The sequence below is a fragment of the Streptomyces sp. NRRL B-1140 genome, assembly GCF_001280065.1.
In the GTDB taxonomy this organism is placed as follows: Bacteria; Actinomycetota; Actinomycetes; order Streptomycetales; family Streptomycetaceae; genus Streptomyces.
The window spans coordinates 167,640-183,872 of the sequence record NZ_LGEA01000047.1 but is presented as its reverse complement, the minus strand read 5'-3'; the positions used below and the strand labels follow the sequence as shown (position 1 = coordinate 183,872).

Annotated in this window: 10 protein-coding genes; 8 read left to right on the top strand and 2 right to left on the bottom strand. The window is 72.4% G+C overall.

From position 1 onward, the window contains the following. Positions 1-394 precede the first annotated feature (394 nt). A complete protein-coding gene (locus ADK65_RS38455) occupies positions 395-1,432 on the bottom strand; it encodes a hypothetical protein (protein ID WP_159038741.1) in 1,038 nt (345 codons plus the stop codon). A 789-nt stretch (positions 1,433-2,221) separates the two neighbouring features. On the opposite strand from ADK65_RS38455, the gene ADK65_RS07590 reads away from it, so the two are divergent. Genes ADK65_RS07590 through ADK65_RS07555 form a run of 8 tightly spaced genes read left to right on the top strand, consistent with a single transcriptional unit; the run spans position 2,222 to position 15,153 of the window. Then, the gene (locus ADK65_RS07590; protein ID WP_234352819.1) at positions 2,222-3,634 is read left to right on the top strand and encodes a hypothetical protein; all 1,413 of its coding nucleotides are present in this window, start codon (positions 2,222-2,224) and stop codon (positions 3,632-3,634) included. A 27-nt stretch (positions 3,635-3,661) separates the two neighbouring features. Further along, positions 3,662-4,909 (top strand): hypothetical protein, encoded by a 1,248-nt coding sequence (locus tag ADK65_RS07585; RefSeq protein WP_053669025.1) that lies wholly within the window; start codon positions 3,662-3,664, stop codon positions 4,907-4,909. Then, entirely contained in the window at positions 4,906-7,512 is a 2,607-nt protein-coding gene (locus ADK65_RS07580; protein ID WP_159038740.1) for a hypothetical protein, read from the top strand. The genes ADK65_RS07585 and ADK65_RS07580 overlap by 4 nt, the downstream gene beginning before the upstream one ends. Then, on the top strand, positions 7,509-8,840 hold the full coding sequence (locus ADK65_RS07575) for a hypothetical protein (RefSeq protein WP_053669023.1): 1,332 nt from the start codon (positions 7,509-7,511) through the stop codon (positions 8,838-8,840). Before ADK65_RS07580 ends, ADK65_RS07575 begins: the two co-directional genes overlap by 4 nt. After that, complete coding sequence (locus ADK65_RS07570; RefSeq protein WP_078955850.1) at positions 8,840-10,450, top strand: VWA domain-containing protein; 1,611 nt, start codon at positions 8,840-8,842, stop codon at positions 10,448-10,450. Before ADK65_RS07575 ends, ADK65_RS07570 begins: the two co-directional genes overlap by 1 nt. Continuing rightward, positions 10,447-11,124 carry a 4Fe-4S single cluster domain-containing protein gene (locus ADK65_RS07565; RefSeq protein WP_053669022.1) on the top strand — a complete coding sequence of 226 codons (678 nt, stop codon included), beginning with the start codon at positions 10,447-10,449 and terminating at the stop codon, positions 11,122-11,124. The genes ADK65_RS07570 and ADK65_RS07565 overlap by 4 nt, the downstream gene beginning before the upstream one ends. Beyond that, positions 11,114-12,523, top strand: coding sequence for a hypothetical protein (locus ADK65_RS07560; protein WP_053669021.1), 1,410 nt, complete (start codon positions 11,114-11,116; stop codon positions 12,521-12,523). The genes ADK65_RS07565 and ADK65_RS07560 overlap by 11 nt, the downstream gene beginning before the upstream one ends. Beyond that, positions 12,520-15,153 carry an AAA family ATPase gene (locus ADK65_RS07555; RefSeq protein WP_053669020.1) on the top strand — a complete coding sequence of 878 codons (2,634 nt, stop codon included), beginning with the start codon at positions 12,520-12,522 and terminating at the stop codon, positions 15,151-15,153. Before ADK65_RS07560 ends, ADK65_RS07555 begins: the two co-directional genes overlap by 4 nt. Before the next feature lie 92 nt (positions 15,154-15,245). On the opposite strand, the gene ADK65_RS07550 is transcribed toward ADK65_RS07555, so the two are convergent. Beyond that, complete coding sequence (locus ADK65_RS07550) at positions 15,246-16,217, bottom strand: hypothetical protein (RefSeq protein WP_053669043.1); 972 nt, start codon at positions 16,215-16,217, stop codon at positions 15,246-15,248. Positions 16,218-16,233: the final 16 nt, after the last annotated feature.

Sequence of the window (16,233 nt, the reverse complement as noted above, 5' to 3'; positions counted from 1 at the left end):
GGTGACACCCACTTCAGCCCCCTCATCCTTCTTCAGAGGGAACGCGAAGGCGCCGGGACGGAGCGCGGACCGGTCTCCCGACAGCCGGGAGACCGGCCCACGCACGAGAGACCCGCCCACGCGCGAGAGAGGCTCTCATCCGGCGCGATCCGGGGCTGCTCGCGGAGCTGGTCAAGGGCGGGCGAGATCGGCGATGTTGCGTCGGCAGGCACGGTCTTCCACTTGGATCACGGGGCGTCGAGGTTGACGGTGCCGATTCCGCCGTCCGTCACCGCGGCGACGATCGGCAGGAGGGCGGGAGTGGGGCGGCGCAGCGTCAAAGGCCTCCGTGCAGACGAGAGTTCGGGGGGGGATGGCCAACCCCGACCAGCAAGAGACATATACCGCACTTTTATCACTCGGCACACCCCTGCCCCCGACAGCGCGGCGGCTGCGCCCGGACATGTGTCCCGGGGCGCGGCCGCGAGCCGGCCAGGGCAGGCGTCACGCGGTGAGCGTGACGTCGGTGGTGTCGATGACCCGGCGGATCGGGATCGGTTCTCCCTTTCCGCTTGGGGGCGGGCTTGGGCAGCTCCCGCACGGGCCGGAAGACGGTGCCCGTCCGGCCGGTGACGTCTCGCCAACGGGCCTCGAAGGATTTGCGCTGCTTGTCGACCACGCCGGCGGGGGCAGCGACGAGGAAGGCTTCGGCGGAGGGCAGGCCGTCGGTGGGCAGCAGGTAGTGGGCGCGGCGGATGTGGGAGTGCTCGCCGATGGTGAGCTTCACGTCAGCGTTCTTCGACCCGTGGCGGCGGACGAGCATCTCGGGCGGTGGATCGGTCGCCGACCCATACGGTGCGCAGGGAGCGCCAGGACTGGCCCTTCTTGGCCTTGCCGCGGCAGCCCTCGGGGCCGGAGCACCAGGGCGGGTGCTTGATGTACTCCTCGGTCTCGGGGTCGGTGTAGCCGCCCGGGGGTGGTTGCGTCGACAGCGGGCGGTGCGCTTCATGTGGCACCACCACTTCGGACGGGTGCACTTCTTGCCGTGGTGGGTTCGGCACTCCTTGGTCCGGCCGATGAAGGCCATGCGGCGGATTTCGCAGACGGCGTGCTCGGCCTGGTCCAGTGCGGTTTCGAAGGTGGTCAGGACGGCGTTGTTGCGGCCGTCCTCGGCGAGCCGCTGGTAGAGCGAGCCGGCCGGGCCGTACAGCGACATCTGCTCGTTGAGGGCCTGGGACACGAACTCCATGAGAAGTACCTCGGCGGCGACGTGCGGGTGTTCGCGCAGTCGCTCCTCGTGCCGGTCGCGGGAGGCACAGACCCCGCTGAAGGGGCACTGCGAGCAGTAGGACTTTTCGATCTTCTCGCCGAGCTGGTCGTAGACGTAGGCCTCGACGGCGGCCCGGTCTGCCTCGGCTGAATCCGCCGCTTTCCCCGCGCGCTCGGCATGCACGCTTGGCGGTACAGGGCGACAAGACCGTCCCCTGAGTCACTCCCGTAACGGATGAGCGATCCGCCCCAACCGGAAAAGGGAACAAAAGTTCCCCGTACTGGCGTGTTGCAGTTCCGGAATTCCCCGCCAAAGGGCATCCCACCGCCTGCACTTGTGCCATCATGAGGCCCTCCGGAGCGAGTGCTTCTGGCTGGCGTGCGTGCGGGTGGGGATCCGCTACGACGCTCAGGGGGATCAAGCGACGGCCCACAGAGATCTTCGGCCGTCGTATCGGGGGGGAGTGGGGTGACGGAATCTCATGTCGATCAGGCATGCCCTGTGTGCAGAACTCCCGGGGAAGTCGGTGAGTTCTGCGGGGTCTGCCAGTGGCGTTTGCGGGACGACCGGGTCCTCGGGGAACTGACCGAGGAGGACGTGGCACAGTCCCGCTCCGCACTGCAGACGGCCGGACACGCGTGGGACGTGCGAGCCGCGACCCTGTCGAGCCGGGCGCCGAACGGCCGGGCCGACGCGGACGGCGACCAACTCGCGGACGTGATCCGCGGCGGGCCCTGGAGACCGGAAGGAAAGGCGCCGGCCGGAGCGCCGGATCTTTCGTACGGGCGCGGTGACCCCGGTTCGCAGGACGGCGCGGAATTCCTCGACGACCTGTTCGCTCGGCGCATCATGGAATTACTCTTCATCGAATTCACGCCCGACGAAGTGAATGTGATCAAGGTAGCGGTGGGGGAAGGCGGACTTCCCCGGCAGGCTGACGCGGGAAGTATGCAATGGCCCTCTCTGGCACCCATGATCGATTCCCGTGACCGCATCCGCCGATTCCAACTCGCAGGCGGTATCGGAACACTGCCTCCCGTATCCCGTAGGCAATTCGACACGACCGTTCTGCATTGGCTCAAGGCCTACATCCCCCCTTCGTACGAGCAGTCCGTCGTACTGCTGACCCCCCGCACCGGATGGGTCCTGCTGGAGCGGGCCGCGGCCGCCGTGCGTACCGCCTACACCCTCCGAGCCGAACTCGGGCGGGGCAGCGCCGTCGACGCGGACGGCACAACCTCACAAGCCGTACGAGAGGTGCTGCGCACCGCGCCCCTGCTCGCCGACCACACACTGGTACTGGCCCGGGCCGACCGGTCCACCGGTGCCGTGCTGACGCACAGCCACGTGCTCTTCCCGGCGGGGCGCCGGCTCCGCCGTGGTGAGACGGCGGTCGCGGACGTCACCGTGCACGGCGGGGTCACAGGCGCCGAGCCCGTGCGCCTGCCGGTCTTCGCGGGCAGGCCCGCGGCCGACGGCACCGGAGCCGAGCCTCTGACCGTGCACGAGGTCACCGTCGCTGCGCTGTCCCAGGTCCGGTTACGGTTCGTCCTGCGCGGACCCGGCGAAGTCGAACTCGTCACCCCGCAGGAAGGAAGTGCGCACGCGCCGAGAAGACCGGCCGCCGTCGACGTGCCCGCCTTGCTCACCCGCCTGCCCCACCGGATCCTCCGCCCGCCGAGGCTCGAGGTCTTCCTCACGGTCGAACTCAGCGGCGCGGACCGGGACGAGACGCAGGAGCGGCTGGCGTTCGCCCGGGACCTCCTCACCACACTGTCCGGGCAGGACGCTTCAGGTGCCGCGATCCGCACCGGGGCGATCGGTCACTACGACCACGAAATCCACGAGAACGGCTACACCTCCCGGCGCACCCTCCTGCTGCCACCCGTCCCCGCCGGACCCGCCCCCGCCGCGCTCACCGCCCTGGCGGGCTGGCGGCCCGCCAGGCGCGAACAGGACATGGCCTCCTCACTGGAAGACGCGCTGCGGGCGGTACTTCTGCTCGTCGGCGCGGCCACGGGCAGCTCCGAGGACGTGCGGCGCGTCCTCCTGATCGTCGCTCGCCGCCCGCCCGGCCAGCCCCGACAGCACGGCATCATCCCGGCCTGCCCGCTCGGCGCCGACTGGCGAGCGGAACTCGGCCGCCTGCGCTCTGCCGGCGTCAAGGTGATGACCAGGGCCGATCCGCAGACCGGGCCACCACCGCAGGACCACCCGGGCATCGCGGCGCGACGCTACACCGACGCGGCCTGGGCCGAACTCTCCGCCGAGGGCACCTTCCGCCCCGGCCAGGACTCGGCGGCCGATGTCGCCCAGGCGCTCGTCCCGCCCTGGCGACTAGAGGGGCCACCCTGCCGTCTGGCCTTCGCCACTCCCCTGCTCTGAATTCCTTTCCCGCACGAGGAGAACGTCATGGCCCCAGAGTTCTTCAACCCCAATGAGGACAAGCCCGGCGGCGGCCCGAGCGGCACCGGCACCCCGGCTGGCGGTCCGGCCGGCCCACAGCCCGCCGAAGCCGCGCAGCCCGCCGAGCCGGAGCAGCCCGGCACCCGGTGGTCTCCCCGCGTAGTACCGCCGCAGGCCCCCGGACGCATGGACGCCGGCCCCGCGCCGGGCTATCCGTCCCAGCCCACCCTCTCGCCGCCGATGCCACCCGTGCAGGACGGCAACCTCGAACCTCTGCGGATCCCCACAGCCCCCCAGGAAGACGGCACCGCCGCGGACCGCGTACGCATCGGCCTGTGGGGCGCGCCGCGCTCCGGCAAAACCACGTACCTGGCCGCACTGCCCATCGCGGCGATGCAGTACCAGCGCCACGGGCAGGGCAACTGGCTGATCAGCGGCATGACCGCGGAGGCCAACACGTTCCTCAGCGACAGCGTGTCCAAGCTTGCGATCCAGCGCGAGTTCCCCGGCGGCACCGTGGCTGTCACGGGCATGAGCTGGTCGTTCCAGGGCCAGGAACCCGGCACCGGGATGATGCGCAGGCGCACCCGGGAACCGAGCTTCGTCCTGGAGATCCAGGACACGCCGGGCGAGGCGTTCCGGCCGAACAACCCCCTCCAGACCCAGGTGGTCGACCAACTGGCCCGCTCCCAGGGCCTGATCTACCTGTTCGACCCGCTCGGCGACGCCCAGGAACTGACCCAGAGCCTGACCTTCTTCTACTCGACGCTGAACGAACTGAACACCCGGATCAGGGACGCGGGCGGCCACTACCGGGGCAGGCTGCCGCACCACGTGTCGGTCTGTGTCGCCAAGTTCGACCACCCGGATGTCTTCCGGCCCGCTGTGGAAGCAGGCTGGGTCACCCAGGACACCGTCGGCTCCCAGCTGCCGCGCATACCCGAGCACCTCAGCGAGCGCTACTTCCAGTGGCTGTGCGACGAGTTCCGCGGCTCCACCGCGCGCCTGGTGCGCGACGGGCTCGCGAACTTCTTCCACCCCGACCGCATCACCTACTACGCGACGTCCGCCATCGGGTTCCGGCTGAACCCGCAGCACGTCTTCGACTACCGCAACTACGCCAACGAGGAGATCGTCGACGGAGTGCGCCGGATCTGCACCTCCCCCGAGCCGATCAACGTGCTGGAGCCGCTGACGGACCTGGAACGCAAGATCCGTACCGTCCGGGACGCCCGCAAGGGGTGGCGGCGGTGAACGAGGAGCTGGGCCAGGACCGGCTGGCCGCCCACTGGGCCGTGCTGGGCAAGCACCCGGGCCAGGTCATGGGATACGAGGTGCTGGACGGCAGCCTGCCCCCGGACCGGGCCGAGTCCTACCTGTGGGCTGCCGCCACCGGCACCCCCGAGAGCCGCGAACCGGCGGCGGCACTGCCCTGGCGTGTGTTCCTCGGCAGCGTGCGCACCGACCCCACCCCGGTCTGCGCGACCGTCGAGACGACCTGGGACGGAAGCCGGGACGGGACCGGCGCCCCCAGTTACACCTGGCGACTCTTCCTCCTCGACTGGTGCCAGGCAGGCGCTGCCCGGCTGACCTGGTCCGCGCTGGACCAGGCGCTGCCACACGACGGCCATCCGCCGACCAGCGGGAGGCCGGTGCTCCTCTCCCCGCCCCGGCCGCAGGCCGGGCAACTCGCCGCACAGGCGGAGGAGCTGGGCTTCGAATGGACAGCACGCGTCGCCGCCCTGCTCCTGGACAACCGGCGGGTCGCGATCGTCCCGCCCTCCGGGACGACACTCCCGGAGGTCACCGAACGGGTCCGTGTCCTCGACGCTGTCTGCGCTCTCCTGCCGTACGGCTGCCGCGCCTGGATGAGCGGTGCGACCTGGGCCGGGCAGTCCGACCACGCACTGCGGCTCGTCTTCACCGCCACCCCTACGACCGGGCAGGTGGAGGTCTGGCCGGGCACCGGCAGCCCGCCCGACCCGCAGGGCACCGCCGCCCGCACCTACATGAGCGAACTGCTCCGGCTGCGGGCGAAACCCCGGCCCACCGCCGAACTGGTCGAGCACCTGCTGGGCTGGACCGAGGTCATCCCGGTGCAGAACCCGGCCGAGGCACTGCGGGCGCTGCGCGATGCCGACCTGCTGGACTCCGTGATCGAGGCCGTCCGGCAAGGCCGCGGTGACCTGCACGACGTACAGCGGCTGTTGGAGCGGTACCCGGTGGAGTCCCTCGGCGAGGTGCGGCTCGCGGTGCTCCTGCCCTTCCTGGCCCGGTGCGCGCAAGGCCCGGAGGGCGGGCCCGCGCGTGCGCTGCTGCTGCTGCACTGGAGCCGGTCCCTCCCGCACCTGCTGGCCGAGGACGTCATCGCGGGCGGCGGGACAAGGGAGTCGTTCGAGCGTGCGCAGGGCCATCTGGGACTGATGCACGCCCTGGAGGCCGAACGGCCCGGTGCACTCGACGAACTGCTGACCGCTCTGGTGTCAGCCCCGCAGCACAGGCCCGAATGGACCGGATACCTCGTCTACTGGGCGGAGCAGACGTTCGGCCGGGCACCGGAGGCCGCCGACACCCTCCTGATCCGTTCCCGCGAGGCGGGGCTGGCCTGGCTCAGCAGCTGGCTGGAGGACAGGACACGCGACCTGGCGCCGCTCGTGCGGCTGGCGACGCGAGCAGTCGGCGGCGCCTCGGGCGGCGTCACCGGATGGCCGCGGTTCGCCGCGGCCCTCACCGGACGGGCGGGCTTCGCGCACGCGACGGCGGAGGACGCCGAAGAGTTCGTCGGAGCACACGACGACGCGTGGGAGACCGCCCTTGAACTGGCGACGGCCGAGGGACGGCCGGAGGTCGTCGATCTGATGTGGCCCCGCCTGCGCGAAGTCGCCCGAAGCCGGGAGGCGTCCGCGCGGCTGCTGCCCGCGCTCGACAGGCTCGCCCCGGCCGAGGGCGCGAGCCTGGCACCGGAGGTCGCGGCGGACGCCGACCTGCTGCGCGCTCTGCACGCACACGCGGCGGACGGCTCCAGGATCCCGTCCGGGATGCCCCGTGCCCGACGGCTGACCGACACCCGTGCCCAGGAGGCGTACGCCGCGGCCCTGAGCCGGCGTGTCGACACGGACCAGACCTCCACAGCGGTGGCGGTCGAAGCCCTGCTCGGTGACGAGCCGGATCCGCCCAGCTGGCGTGTGCTCCAACTGCTGATGGAGCAGCGGGTCTCCACCGAATCCCTCGTCCGGGACGGCCTGGCCCGACGGCTCACCGAGAAGCACGCCCGCTGGCTCCGCCTCGACCTGCCCGACCACCTGGTGCGGGACCTGAGCCGGCGCCACCACCTCAGCTGGCTCACATCGGTGTGGGAATTCGGCCGCGCGGTGCGTGAGAAGCAGCCGATGGACCGGTTGGCCCGGCTGATCGCCACCGCCGCTCCCGGCGGCAGGTTCAGCCCCCAACTGCTCTCCGCGATCGCGGACTTCATCCGGGCCAACGGCCCCTGGATCGCCTACTCCCTCGCGGCGCCGCTGCACCGGACGGCACCGAACCTCGACCTGGTCCTCTACAGCGCGCTGCGCCGGAGCGAGGGGACCCGGGCGGTCGCGGACCTGCTGGACCGGTTCCACGCGGAGGAGACCTACCAACACCAGCGGCTCCACGGTGCGCTCACCGGCACGCCGCCCACCACGGCACCGCTCACCGCCCTGCCACCGGCCGGTGCGCCGCCGGTGACCGCTCCCGCGCCGCCGCAGACAGCTTCGCCCCAGACCGCCGCACCCCTGCCGGCGGCGCCGCAAGGGACGGGCCACAAGGCGCGGTGGCCTGTGTTTCGCCGCCCCGACTGGTTCCAGGGCATGCGGCGATGACGACTCCCACGGCCATCGCCATCGACCCGGGCGGCCGCTTCACCCGCGTCGCCCACGTCGGCTCGGACGGCACACCGGCCCTGGCCGCGCTGCCCGGTGAGGTGCCGGGGGAAGGCCTGCCCGCTTCCGGAAACACGGCAGGCCACCCTGCTGCTGCCCTTCGGGCCGCGTACGCCGTGTACCGCGAGCACTACGGCACCCCCGAGCAGGTGGTACTCGTCGTCCCGCAGCACGATCGGGCCACTCACGCGCGCCGGGCGACCGACGTGCTGACCGCCCTCCACGGCACCGACCCCATGCCGCGGCTACGGACGCTGAGCCACCCGCACGCGGTCCTGGCCCTCCTGCGGCACGCGGGCACGGCGACCGCACACCGGTTCCTGGTGTGCGACCTGGGCGCTACCGCAGTGGAGGTATCGGTGTGCGCCCTCGCCCCCGGCTCGGTGGCGGTGACCGGCACGGCACGCCAAGCCCCTGGCGACGGCTTCGCCGCCGGTTTCGACGCGGCGCTGCTGACCGGCGCCGGGCTGCCGGACGACGAGGCCACCCGCCTGGCGCTCGCGCGGGCCAGAACCCGGGACGGCGCGGAGCAGCGACTCGATGTCGCGCTCGGTCACAGCGCCCGCCGTCCCGGGCGGTACGACGACACCGTGGTCCTCGAGGTGGCAGGTGGAGAGATCACCGTCGGGGTGCTCCGGCGGGCCCTCGACCGGCTCACCGCAGGGCTCGACGCCGTGCTCGACGAGACGGGGGACGACTCGGCGCCGCCGCTGATCGCGGTGGGCGGCGTGGCGCGGTCGGGTACGCTTCTGCGCCACCTGACGCAGCATCACCGAGCGCCGGTCGCGCTGCCCGGCGGTGTGGACCCCGCCTTGGCGGCCTCGTTCGGCGCCGCGCTGGTCGCCGCTGGGCGGGTCGACCCCGCCGACCGGTATCCGTACGCGGTCTACGTCGGCACCCACCGGACCCTGGGCGGCGAGATCGAAGCGGAGGATCTGCTGGTCAGCCCGGCGGAAGCGCTGGAACCGGGCGGGGCGACCGTCTTCGCCGAGACTGGCGGCCGGCGCGTCCGCGTACGGACCAGGCCGATCGGCTCGGGAGCCGCGCGACCCGTGCGGATACACGTACGCGACGCGCGGGGCGGCAACGCGACACAGATCGGAACTCTGACGGTCCCCGCGAGCGCCGAGGGAGCCCGTTACCACGTCGGCGTCCGAATCGCCGTCGACGGCACCGCCCGTCTCGTCCTGCACCCGGTGGGTTCCGGGACGCCCAGTGAACACCCGCTCGGCGCCCTGCCGACCCACATCGAGGGAGCTCGTTCGTGATGTCATCCGCCGGGGGGCCGTCGGCCGTGCCCCCGTCCAAGGAAACGGCCGGCCTTGCCCGGCGCCGCGCCGGGCGAGCCCGGCGCGGCGCCTTCGTGGCCGCGAGCCTCATGGCCCTCCTGCCCCTCGCCGCGCCCACGGCGTCCGCCGACACCGCTCCGTCCCGGGCCGAGATCTACGACGCCCTGGGACTGGACGAACAACCGGCCGACTACGTGGTCCTCGTGGACACCTCCGGCTCGATGGCGTACAAAGGCCGGTACAACACCGTCCGCTCCACCCTGCGCCAGTTCCTCGACGGCCTGTCGGCCAAGGACCACATCGCGCTGTTCACCTTCGACTCCAGCACGGAGCCGCGCTACGTCGGCTCGGGCGGTGACACCGACGCCATCATGTCCCGGCTGCCCGCGTCCCCCGACCCCGACGGCGAGACGGACGTCGGGTCGGCCTTGAACAGCGCGCTTGGCGAGCTCGAACGGGACGACGCCGCCGAGGTCGCCTCGGTGGTGCTGCTCACCGACGGCGAGCACAGTCCGCCCAAGGGATCGCGCTACCCGAAGTCGACCGGTGCGGCCTGGACCGACCTGCACGAGCGGGCGCAGGACATCGGCAAGGGCACCGAACTGGCCGGATACGCCCTGCCGTTGGGCGACGGCGCCACCGGTGCCGAGCTGCTGGGGGAGGTCGTCGACGACACGACGGTGCTGCGCCCCGACAGCATCGAGGACCTCGGCGGATACCTGAAGCGGGCCGGCGACGGTGCCCGGGCGCGCAAGGCGGGACTCCTGCTCGCGGGCGACGAGGGCAAGGGGATCACCGCGTCCTGGTCCGACGGCCCCCGCCGCGACATCACCGGCGGCTCGGTCACCGCGCGCCTCACATTGCGCTCGACGGCCCGTCACGTGCCGTTGAGCGTGAGTGGCCTGGACGTGTCGGTGCCGGGCGACGACCTGCGGATCTCCGGCCTGCCGTCCTCCGTGACCCTGGGCCCGGGGGAGTCCCGCACATTCCCCGTGAGGGTGCGCGGCACCCTCCCGGACGGCCCGCTGCCGTTCCGCCGGGACCGGGACGCCGACGCCCGCCTGAGCGTGGCCGGACGTGTCAGCTCCGACTGGGAGCGGCCGCTCGCCGCGGACGTGCGCCTGGACGTACCGCGCCGGGTCCAGGTCACCGGCGCACCGCTGCCGCTGCGGGCCACGGTGGGATCCGCTGCCCTCCTGCCCGCCCTCCTCACGGGAATGTTCGCCGTCCTGCTGGCCTGCTGGCTCCGGTGGCGGCGTACGAACCGGCCCCGGCTGAGCGGCGAGTTGCTGCTGACCCCGGTCTACGGCGGGCAACTGCCCGACCGGATCCAGCTCAACGGGCGCCGGGTGGACCTGCGCCCACACGCGATCGGCGGACGGGGCTCGGTGCGCGGACGGCGCCGGTCGACCGAGCAGGGACCGCGGGTCGATCTGCGGATCCGCTACTCACCGGACGGATCCGCCGGCCGGGAGAGCGACGCCACATGCGGGCCCGGCGGTCAGGTCGTGGTCAACGGAGTGTCGTTCACCTATCTGCCCGAGCGGCGCGCCGACGGCGTCACCTCCACGGGCGGGCGGCCGCGATGACCGCCACGGTACTCAACGTCGCCGCCACACACATCGGCACCGAGGCGCTGGGGCCGGGCGTACGGTCCGTCGTCTGGGTGCAGGGATGTCCCTTCCACTGCGCCGGCTGCATCGCCCCGGACTGGATCCCGGACCGTCCGGCACGGCACGTCGCGCCCGGCGCGCTGGCGGCGGAACTCCTGGCCGACCCCCGGGTCACCGGTCTCACCCTCTCCGGAGGGGAGCCGATGCAGCAGGCCGGCGGCCTGGCCGAGCTGGTCTGCCAGGCCCGGCTGATCAGGGACGTCTCCGTCATCTGCTTCAGCGGGCACCGTCTGGAGCACCTGCTGACCCGGCCTCCCTCACCCGGCGTACCGGACCTGCTCGCCGCCGTCGACGTGCTGATCGACGGTACCTACGTAGCCGCGCTGAACGACGGCCGGGGCCTGCGCGGCAGCTCCAACCAGCGGATCCACCACCTCACCGACCGCCTGGCGGTCCACGGGCACGAACTGGCTCAGGGGCCCCGCACCGCCGAGATCGCCGTGACCGGCCGGGAGGCCCTGCTCATCGGGGTACCACCCACCGGGCTGCTCACCGCGTTCGACAGCGCGGTCGACGCCGTCCGCGCCTCTACGCCACCCCGCACGTCACCCCGTACGTCCCGAGGAAGGAAGCACCACCATGAGCGGTAGGAAGCGCATTCAGGTCGACGAGTCGGAGTGGTACCGCATTCAGCGCAAGGCGCAGCAGCTCAAGGAGGTGCAGCGCAACATCCCCCGGCTGATCGAGGACGTACGGTCCCAGACACGCGCGGACATCGACCGCACCTTCGCTGGTGTCCAGCAGCGACAGCGCCGGCACGAGGAAGCCGTTCGCGCGCTCAGCGACCAGACCCGGCAATTGGAGGCCGACACCACGCGCCGGCTCCAGCAGCAGGCCGCGGACCTGCACCGCTCGCTGGACGAGACCGCCGGCCGGATCCGGGAGGAGACCCGCCGGGAACTGGCCCGGCAGCACGAGGAGACCACGCGGGCGCTGGCCGCCGAACGTGCCGAGCGCCGCGCAGAGATGACGAGGCTGTCCCAGGACATCGAAGTGATCAAGGCGGGCGAGGCGCGCGCCGAGGAGATGGTGCGGGCCTGGCTCGCGGACGCTCGCACGATGGCCGCACTGATCGCCGACACTCTGCCGCACGAGCGGTACGCGCCCGGCGCACTCAACCGGCTGACCGGACGGCTCGCCACCGTGGAGCACAACGTGGCGGAAGGCCGATTCGAGGCCGCCCTCGCTGTGGCACAGGAGACCTTCCACTCGCTGAGCGACCTGCGGGTGGACACCGAGCACCGGGAACTGGAGCGCTGCTCGGCCCAGTCGGAGGCGGTCGAAGCCCTGGTCCGTGTCGAGAGACTGATCGCGGGCAATGAGCAACGGCCGGTCATCGGGCCGGACGGTGAGGCACTGGCCGGGTACAGGCTGGACGTCGTCCACTGGTCGGAGGGCGAGTTCGACGAACTGCGCCAGGAGGCCGCCGACGCCCTGGCCCGGGCCCGCGACGACGTGACGGACACCGACGAGCTGCGCGGCCTGCGCGACCAGGAGGCCACCCGGCTCGAGCAGGCCCTGGGCGGCACGGTGGAGCGGGCGGGCATGCGTCACCTCGCCTCGCAGATCCGGGTCAACCTCGCCGACGCGGTGGCCCAGACCCTCAGCGATTACGCGTACTACGACCTCGTCGACGGCAAGTACGAGAACGCCGACGCCCGCGGCAGCTACTACGCCAAGCTCCGCAACGGCGCCAACGGCAACGAGATCGTGGTGGACGTCTCCCAGGCGGAACGGGATTCGGACCAGTGTGTGATCCGGGTGCTGTCCTACGACCACGATGTCACGGCCGAGGCCGAACTCATGGACCGTGCCCGGGCCATCCAGCAGGCGCTCGAGGCGGACGGCCACCGTGTGTCAGCGCCGGAGTGCGAGCCGGACACGCCCGGCGGCGGTCAGTTGCCCACCCCGCGGCCCGCTCCCCACCCCACCCCGCGCCCCGCTCCCCGTCCCGCCGAGCAGAGGCAGTCGAGGAAGGCGGCAGAATGACCGCGACGGCTGCGGAGACACCGTCCGTGCCGGGTCCCACGACGGAGCGGCTGGACCCGGCCGCTCTGCACAGCGGTGAGCCGTTCACCGTCCTCTACGGACCCGGCGTGGGGGACGTCTTCGTCGACAGCGCCTACCAGGTGTGCGTCCTGGAACAGGCCCTGTGGCGGCTGCTGCGGGCCGAGGGCTTCGAGCGGATCGTCTTCAGCTCCCTGGACCATCCGGTGTACTTCCGTGACCGCGCCTCCCGCGACCTGTCCCGGCGCGCCCCTGCCCGGGCAGCCGCGGCCTCCCGGGCGCCGGACCGGCGCACCATGCGTCATCCACAGCTCAGGGGCCCACTGGACGGGCTGCTGGTACGGGACTTCACGCCCCGCGCCGGCCCGGAGCCGCATCCCGCTCCACCGCCGCTCGGCGGCAGCGGTGGCGGGGCGGCGCCCCCTGCGCCGTCGACGGGGATATCCGACCCGTTCGGAGTCATGACCCTCACCGGCTATCTCCGCCAGTCGCGGCACCGCACCGCCGTGGTGTTCTCCCAGGCCGAGGAGATCCTGCACCACACCAGGGCCGCACGGCAGCTGGCGGGCGCCATGGAGCGGTGGGCGCACCACGGCGACGACCGCAACCTGTGGATTCTGGTCTTCCGCAAGGCGACCCTGGACGACGTGGCCGAGTTCCTGCGGGTGCGCGGGAGCTTCCCGTTCCTCGAGACCTTCGTGAATGACCAGCGGGCCGCGCCGGGACGTGGCGGCACCTTCCGGGTCGGCCACCCCGAGGCCGCCGAGCTGGAACGGCTGATCCACACGGTGCGGCTTCGGCAGGATCTGCGCATCGCCGACTGGGTGGAACTCGACCCGATCGTCAAGGCGATGGCGGCCCACCCCGGCAAGGCCCTCACCTGGCAGTCGCGGCTCGCCCGACTGGCCCGACAGGGCGGGACGCTGAGCCGGGACACGGTACGGCAGTGGCTCGGCACCGTGCCCGCCGACGGCCGCACCCCGTGGGAACGGCTGGAGTCCATGCCCGGAATGGGCATGCTCTTGGAACACTTCGAGCAGCTGCGGGCCGAGACCGAGGCCGCGGCGGAACTGCGCGCCCTTGGGCGGGCCACCGGCGCGGAGCCGCCCGCCCTGCACCTGGTGTTCACCGGAAACCCGGGTACGGGAAAGACCACGGTGGCGCGACTGGTCGGTGAAATGTACCAAGATCTCGGCCTGCTGAGCCGCGGTCACTTCGTCGAAGCGCAGATGAGTGACCTCGTCGCCGGATACGTCGGCCAGACCGCCCAGTTGACCAACGCGACGGTCGACCGTGCCCTGGACGGGGTGCTGTTCATCGACGAGGCGTACGGACTGAGCGACCAGCGGGACGGATTCGGCGACGAGGCGATCCAGACGTTGCTCAAGCGCATGGAGGACGACCGTGGCCGGCTGGTCGTGATCGTCGCCGGATACCCGGGGAAGATGAAGGAGTTCCTCGCGGCCAACCCCGGCCTCGCCGGCCGGTTTCCGCTGGACAACATCCTCGAGTTCCCCGACTACGCCCCCGGCACGCTCCAGGCCATCCTGGAACGCCGGCTGGCGGAGCGCGGTCTGCTGCTCGCCGAGGGGACGGCGGACCGGCTGCGGGAGATCGTCGCCGAGATGTACCGGACCAGGAACCCGGACTTCGCCAACGCCCGGGAGATGCGCACCCTCGCCGACGCCGTCGCCAAGCAATGGGCCCGTCGCGTCCGGCGCGACGTCGGGGAGCCGGTCACCGCCGAGGACATTCCCGATGCCTACCGCGCCTACCTGCCCCGCCCGGCACCCGACCCGGCGGCCCTGCTGGCCGAACTCGACGACTACGTCGGCCTCGGCCCGGTACGGGAGGTGCTGGAGAACCTGGCCAACAGACTGAGGATGCGCCAGGAGTTCCGCAAGCGGGGCCCTCTCCTCCCACCCCACATGCTGTTCACCGGGCCGCCCGGAACGGGCAAGACCACCGTGGCCCGGCTGATCGGGGCGCTCTTCCGCGACCTGGGTCTGCTGCGCAAGGGCCACGTCATCGAGGCGACCAAGGCCGACCTGGTCGCGAGCTACGTGGGCCAGACCGCTCCGCTGGTGTGCAAGGCCGTGCAGGACGCGCTGGACGGTGTGCTGTTCATCGACGAGGCCTACAGCCTGGTCCGGGACACCAAAGGGCACGGCGGGTTCGGCGCCGAGGCCATCGACACCTTGATTCGGGAGATGGAGCACTGGCGGGGGCGCCTGGTGGTGATCGCCGCCGGCTACCCGCGGGACATGGACGAACTGCTGGCCTTCAACCCGGGCATGCCCTCACGCTTCACCGAGCGGGTGCCCTTCCCGGAGTACTCCATGGCGGACCTGGTCGAGATCCTGAGCAGGATGGCCGCCGCCGAGGGCTACACCCTGGCCGAGGGGGTCCCGGAGCGGGCCGCGCGCTGGCTGCGAGCCGCCCGCCTCGCCGATCCCGCCGCCTTCGGCAACGCCCGCACGGTGCGCGGACTGCTCGGCAGCATGGAGGGCCGGATGGCCGCCCGCTACGCCCGGGGAGAAGCCACCGGCCCCGAGCTCCGGGCCGACGACGTCCCTCCCCCGCCACCCGTCCACCGGCACGAAGGGTTGTGAACCGTGCCGGGCCGGCTGTCGGACGGTTGGGCGTTCCAGCGGTGTCGAGCAGCCGGGGCGGCCTGCACGGCCGGGGCGCGGTGGGGGACCGGTCAGCCGGTGGTGCGCAGAATGACGTCGCGGCCTTGTGTGTCCTGCTCCTCACGCTCTCGCAGTACGTCGGCGAGGGCCTCGTCGGCCTCGCGGAGACGCCGCTCGATGGTGTCCGCGACGGCCTCCACCTGCTCCGGCGTCATACGCTCCTGCGGTGCGGAGGCGGTCGTGCCGCCCGGACCGGTGGCCTCCCGCAGTGCCCGGGCGAGCACCCGGTCGGCCCGGGCGTGCCGGTTCAGGGAGGCCAGCCGGGCGCCCTGGGCGGCGTGGACGTTCTCCAAACGGTCCTGGTACGAGGCCAGTTCTTCACTGCTCGCCTGGCACTCGCGTTCCGCCGCGGCCAGCGCGCTCTGTGCCGTCGCCGCCCGTTCCAGCACCTGCCGGGTCTGCGGGGCCAGCACCGAGAGCTGGTCCTCGGTGAGCCGTACCAGCGCGCCACTGCTCGTGCGCAGCGCCTCGTCGACACCGGCGTCCCGCCCCCGCAGCTCCGCCAGCCGTGCGCCGATGATCTGCTGCTGCTCGCGCAGCGCGTCCAGCGCCACGACGAGCCGTTCCAGCCGGCGCAGCTCGTCCACCTGCCGACGCAGCGCCTCGTGCTCGGCGAGCCGGCGGCGCAGCGTGTCCTCCGAGGCCGCGAGCTTCTCCAGAGTCTCGCGCTCGCCGCGGACCCGGTCGGCCGTCTGCACGAGCTCACGCGTCAACTCGTCCGTGCCGCGCGCCACCCGGTCCCCCGGCCGGGCGGCGGCCAGCAGCCCCGGCAGCGCCTCGGCAAGGTCCCGGCCGCTTTCCAAGGCCTCGTCCAGCGCGTACAGAGCGGCGAGGGCGTGGCTTCCCCCGGCCCCGCCGTCAAGCCCGCGTATCACGGCCGTGGCCCACCGCAGGGCGTGCCCGAGTACGCGCAGGGCGACCTCCTGGTCGGTCGTGCCGGTGGCGGCCAGAGCGTCCGCGATGCCCTGCCTGCTGTCGTCCACGATGCCCCCCAACGGA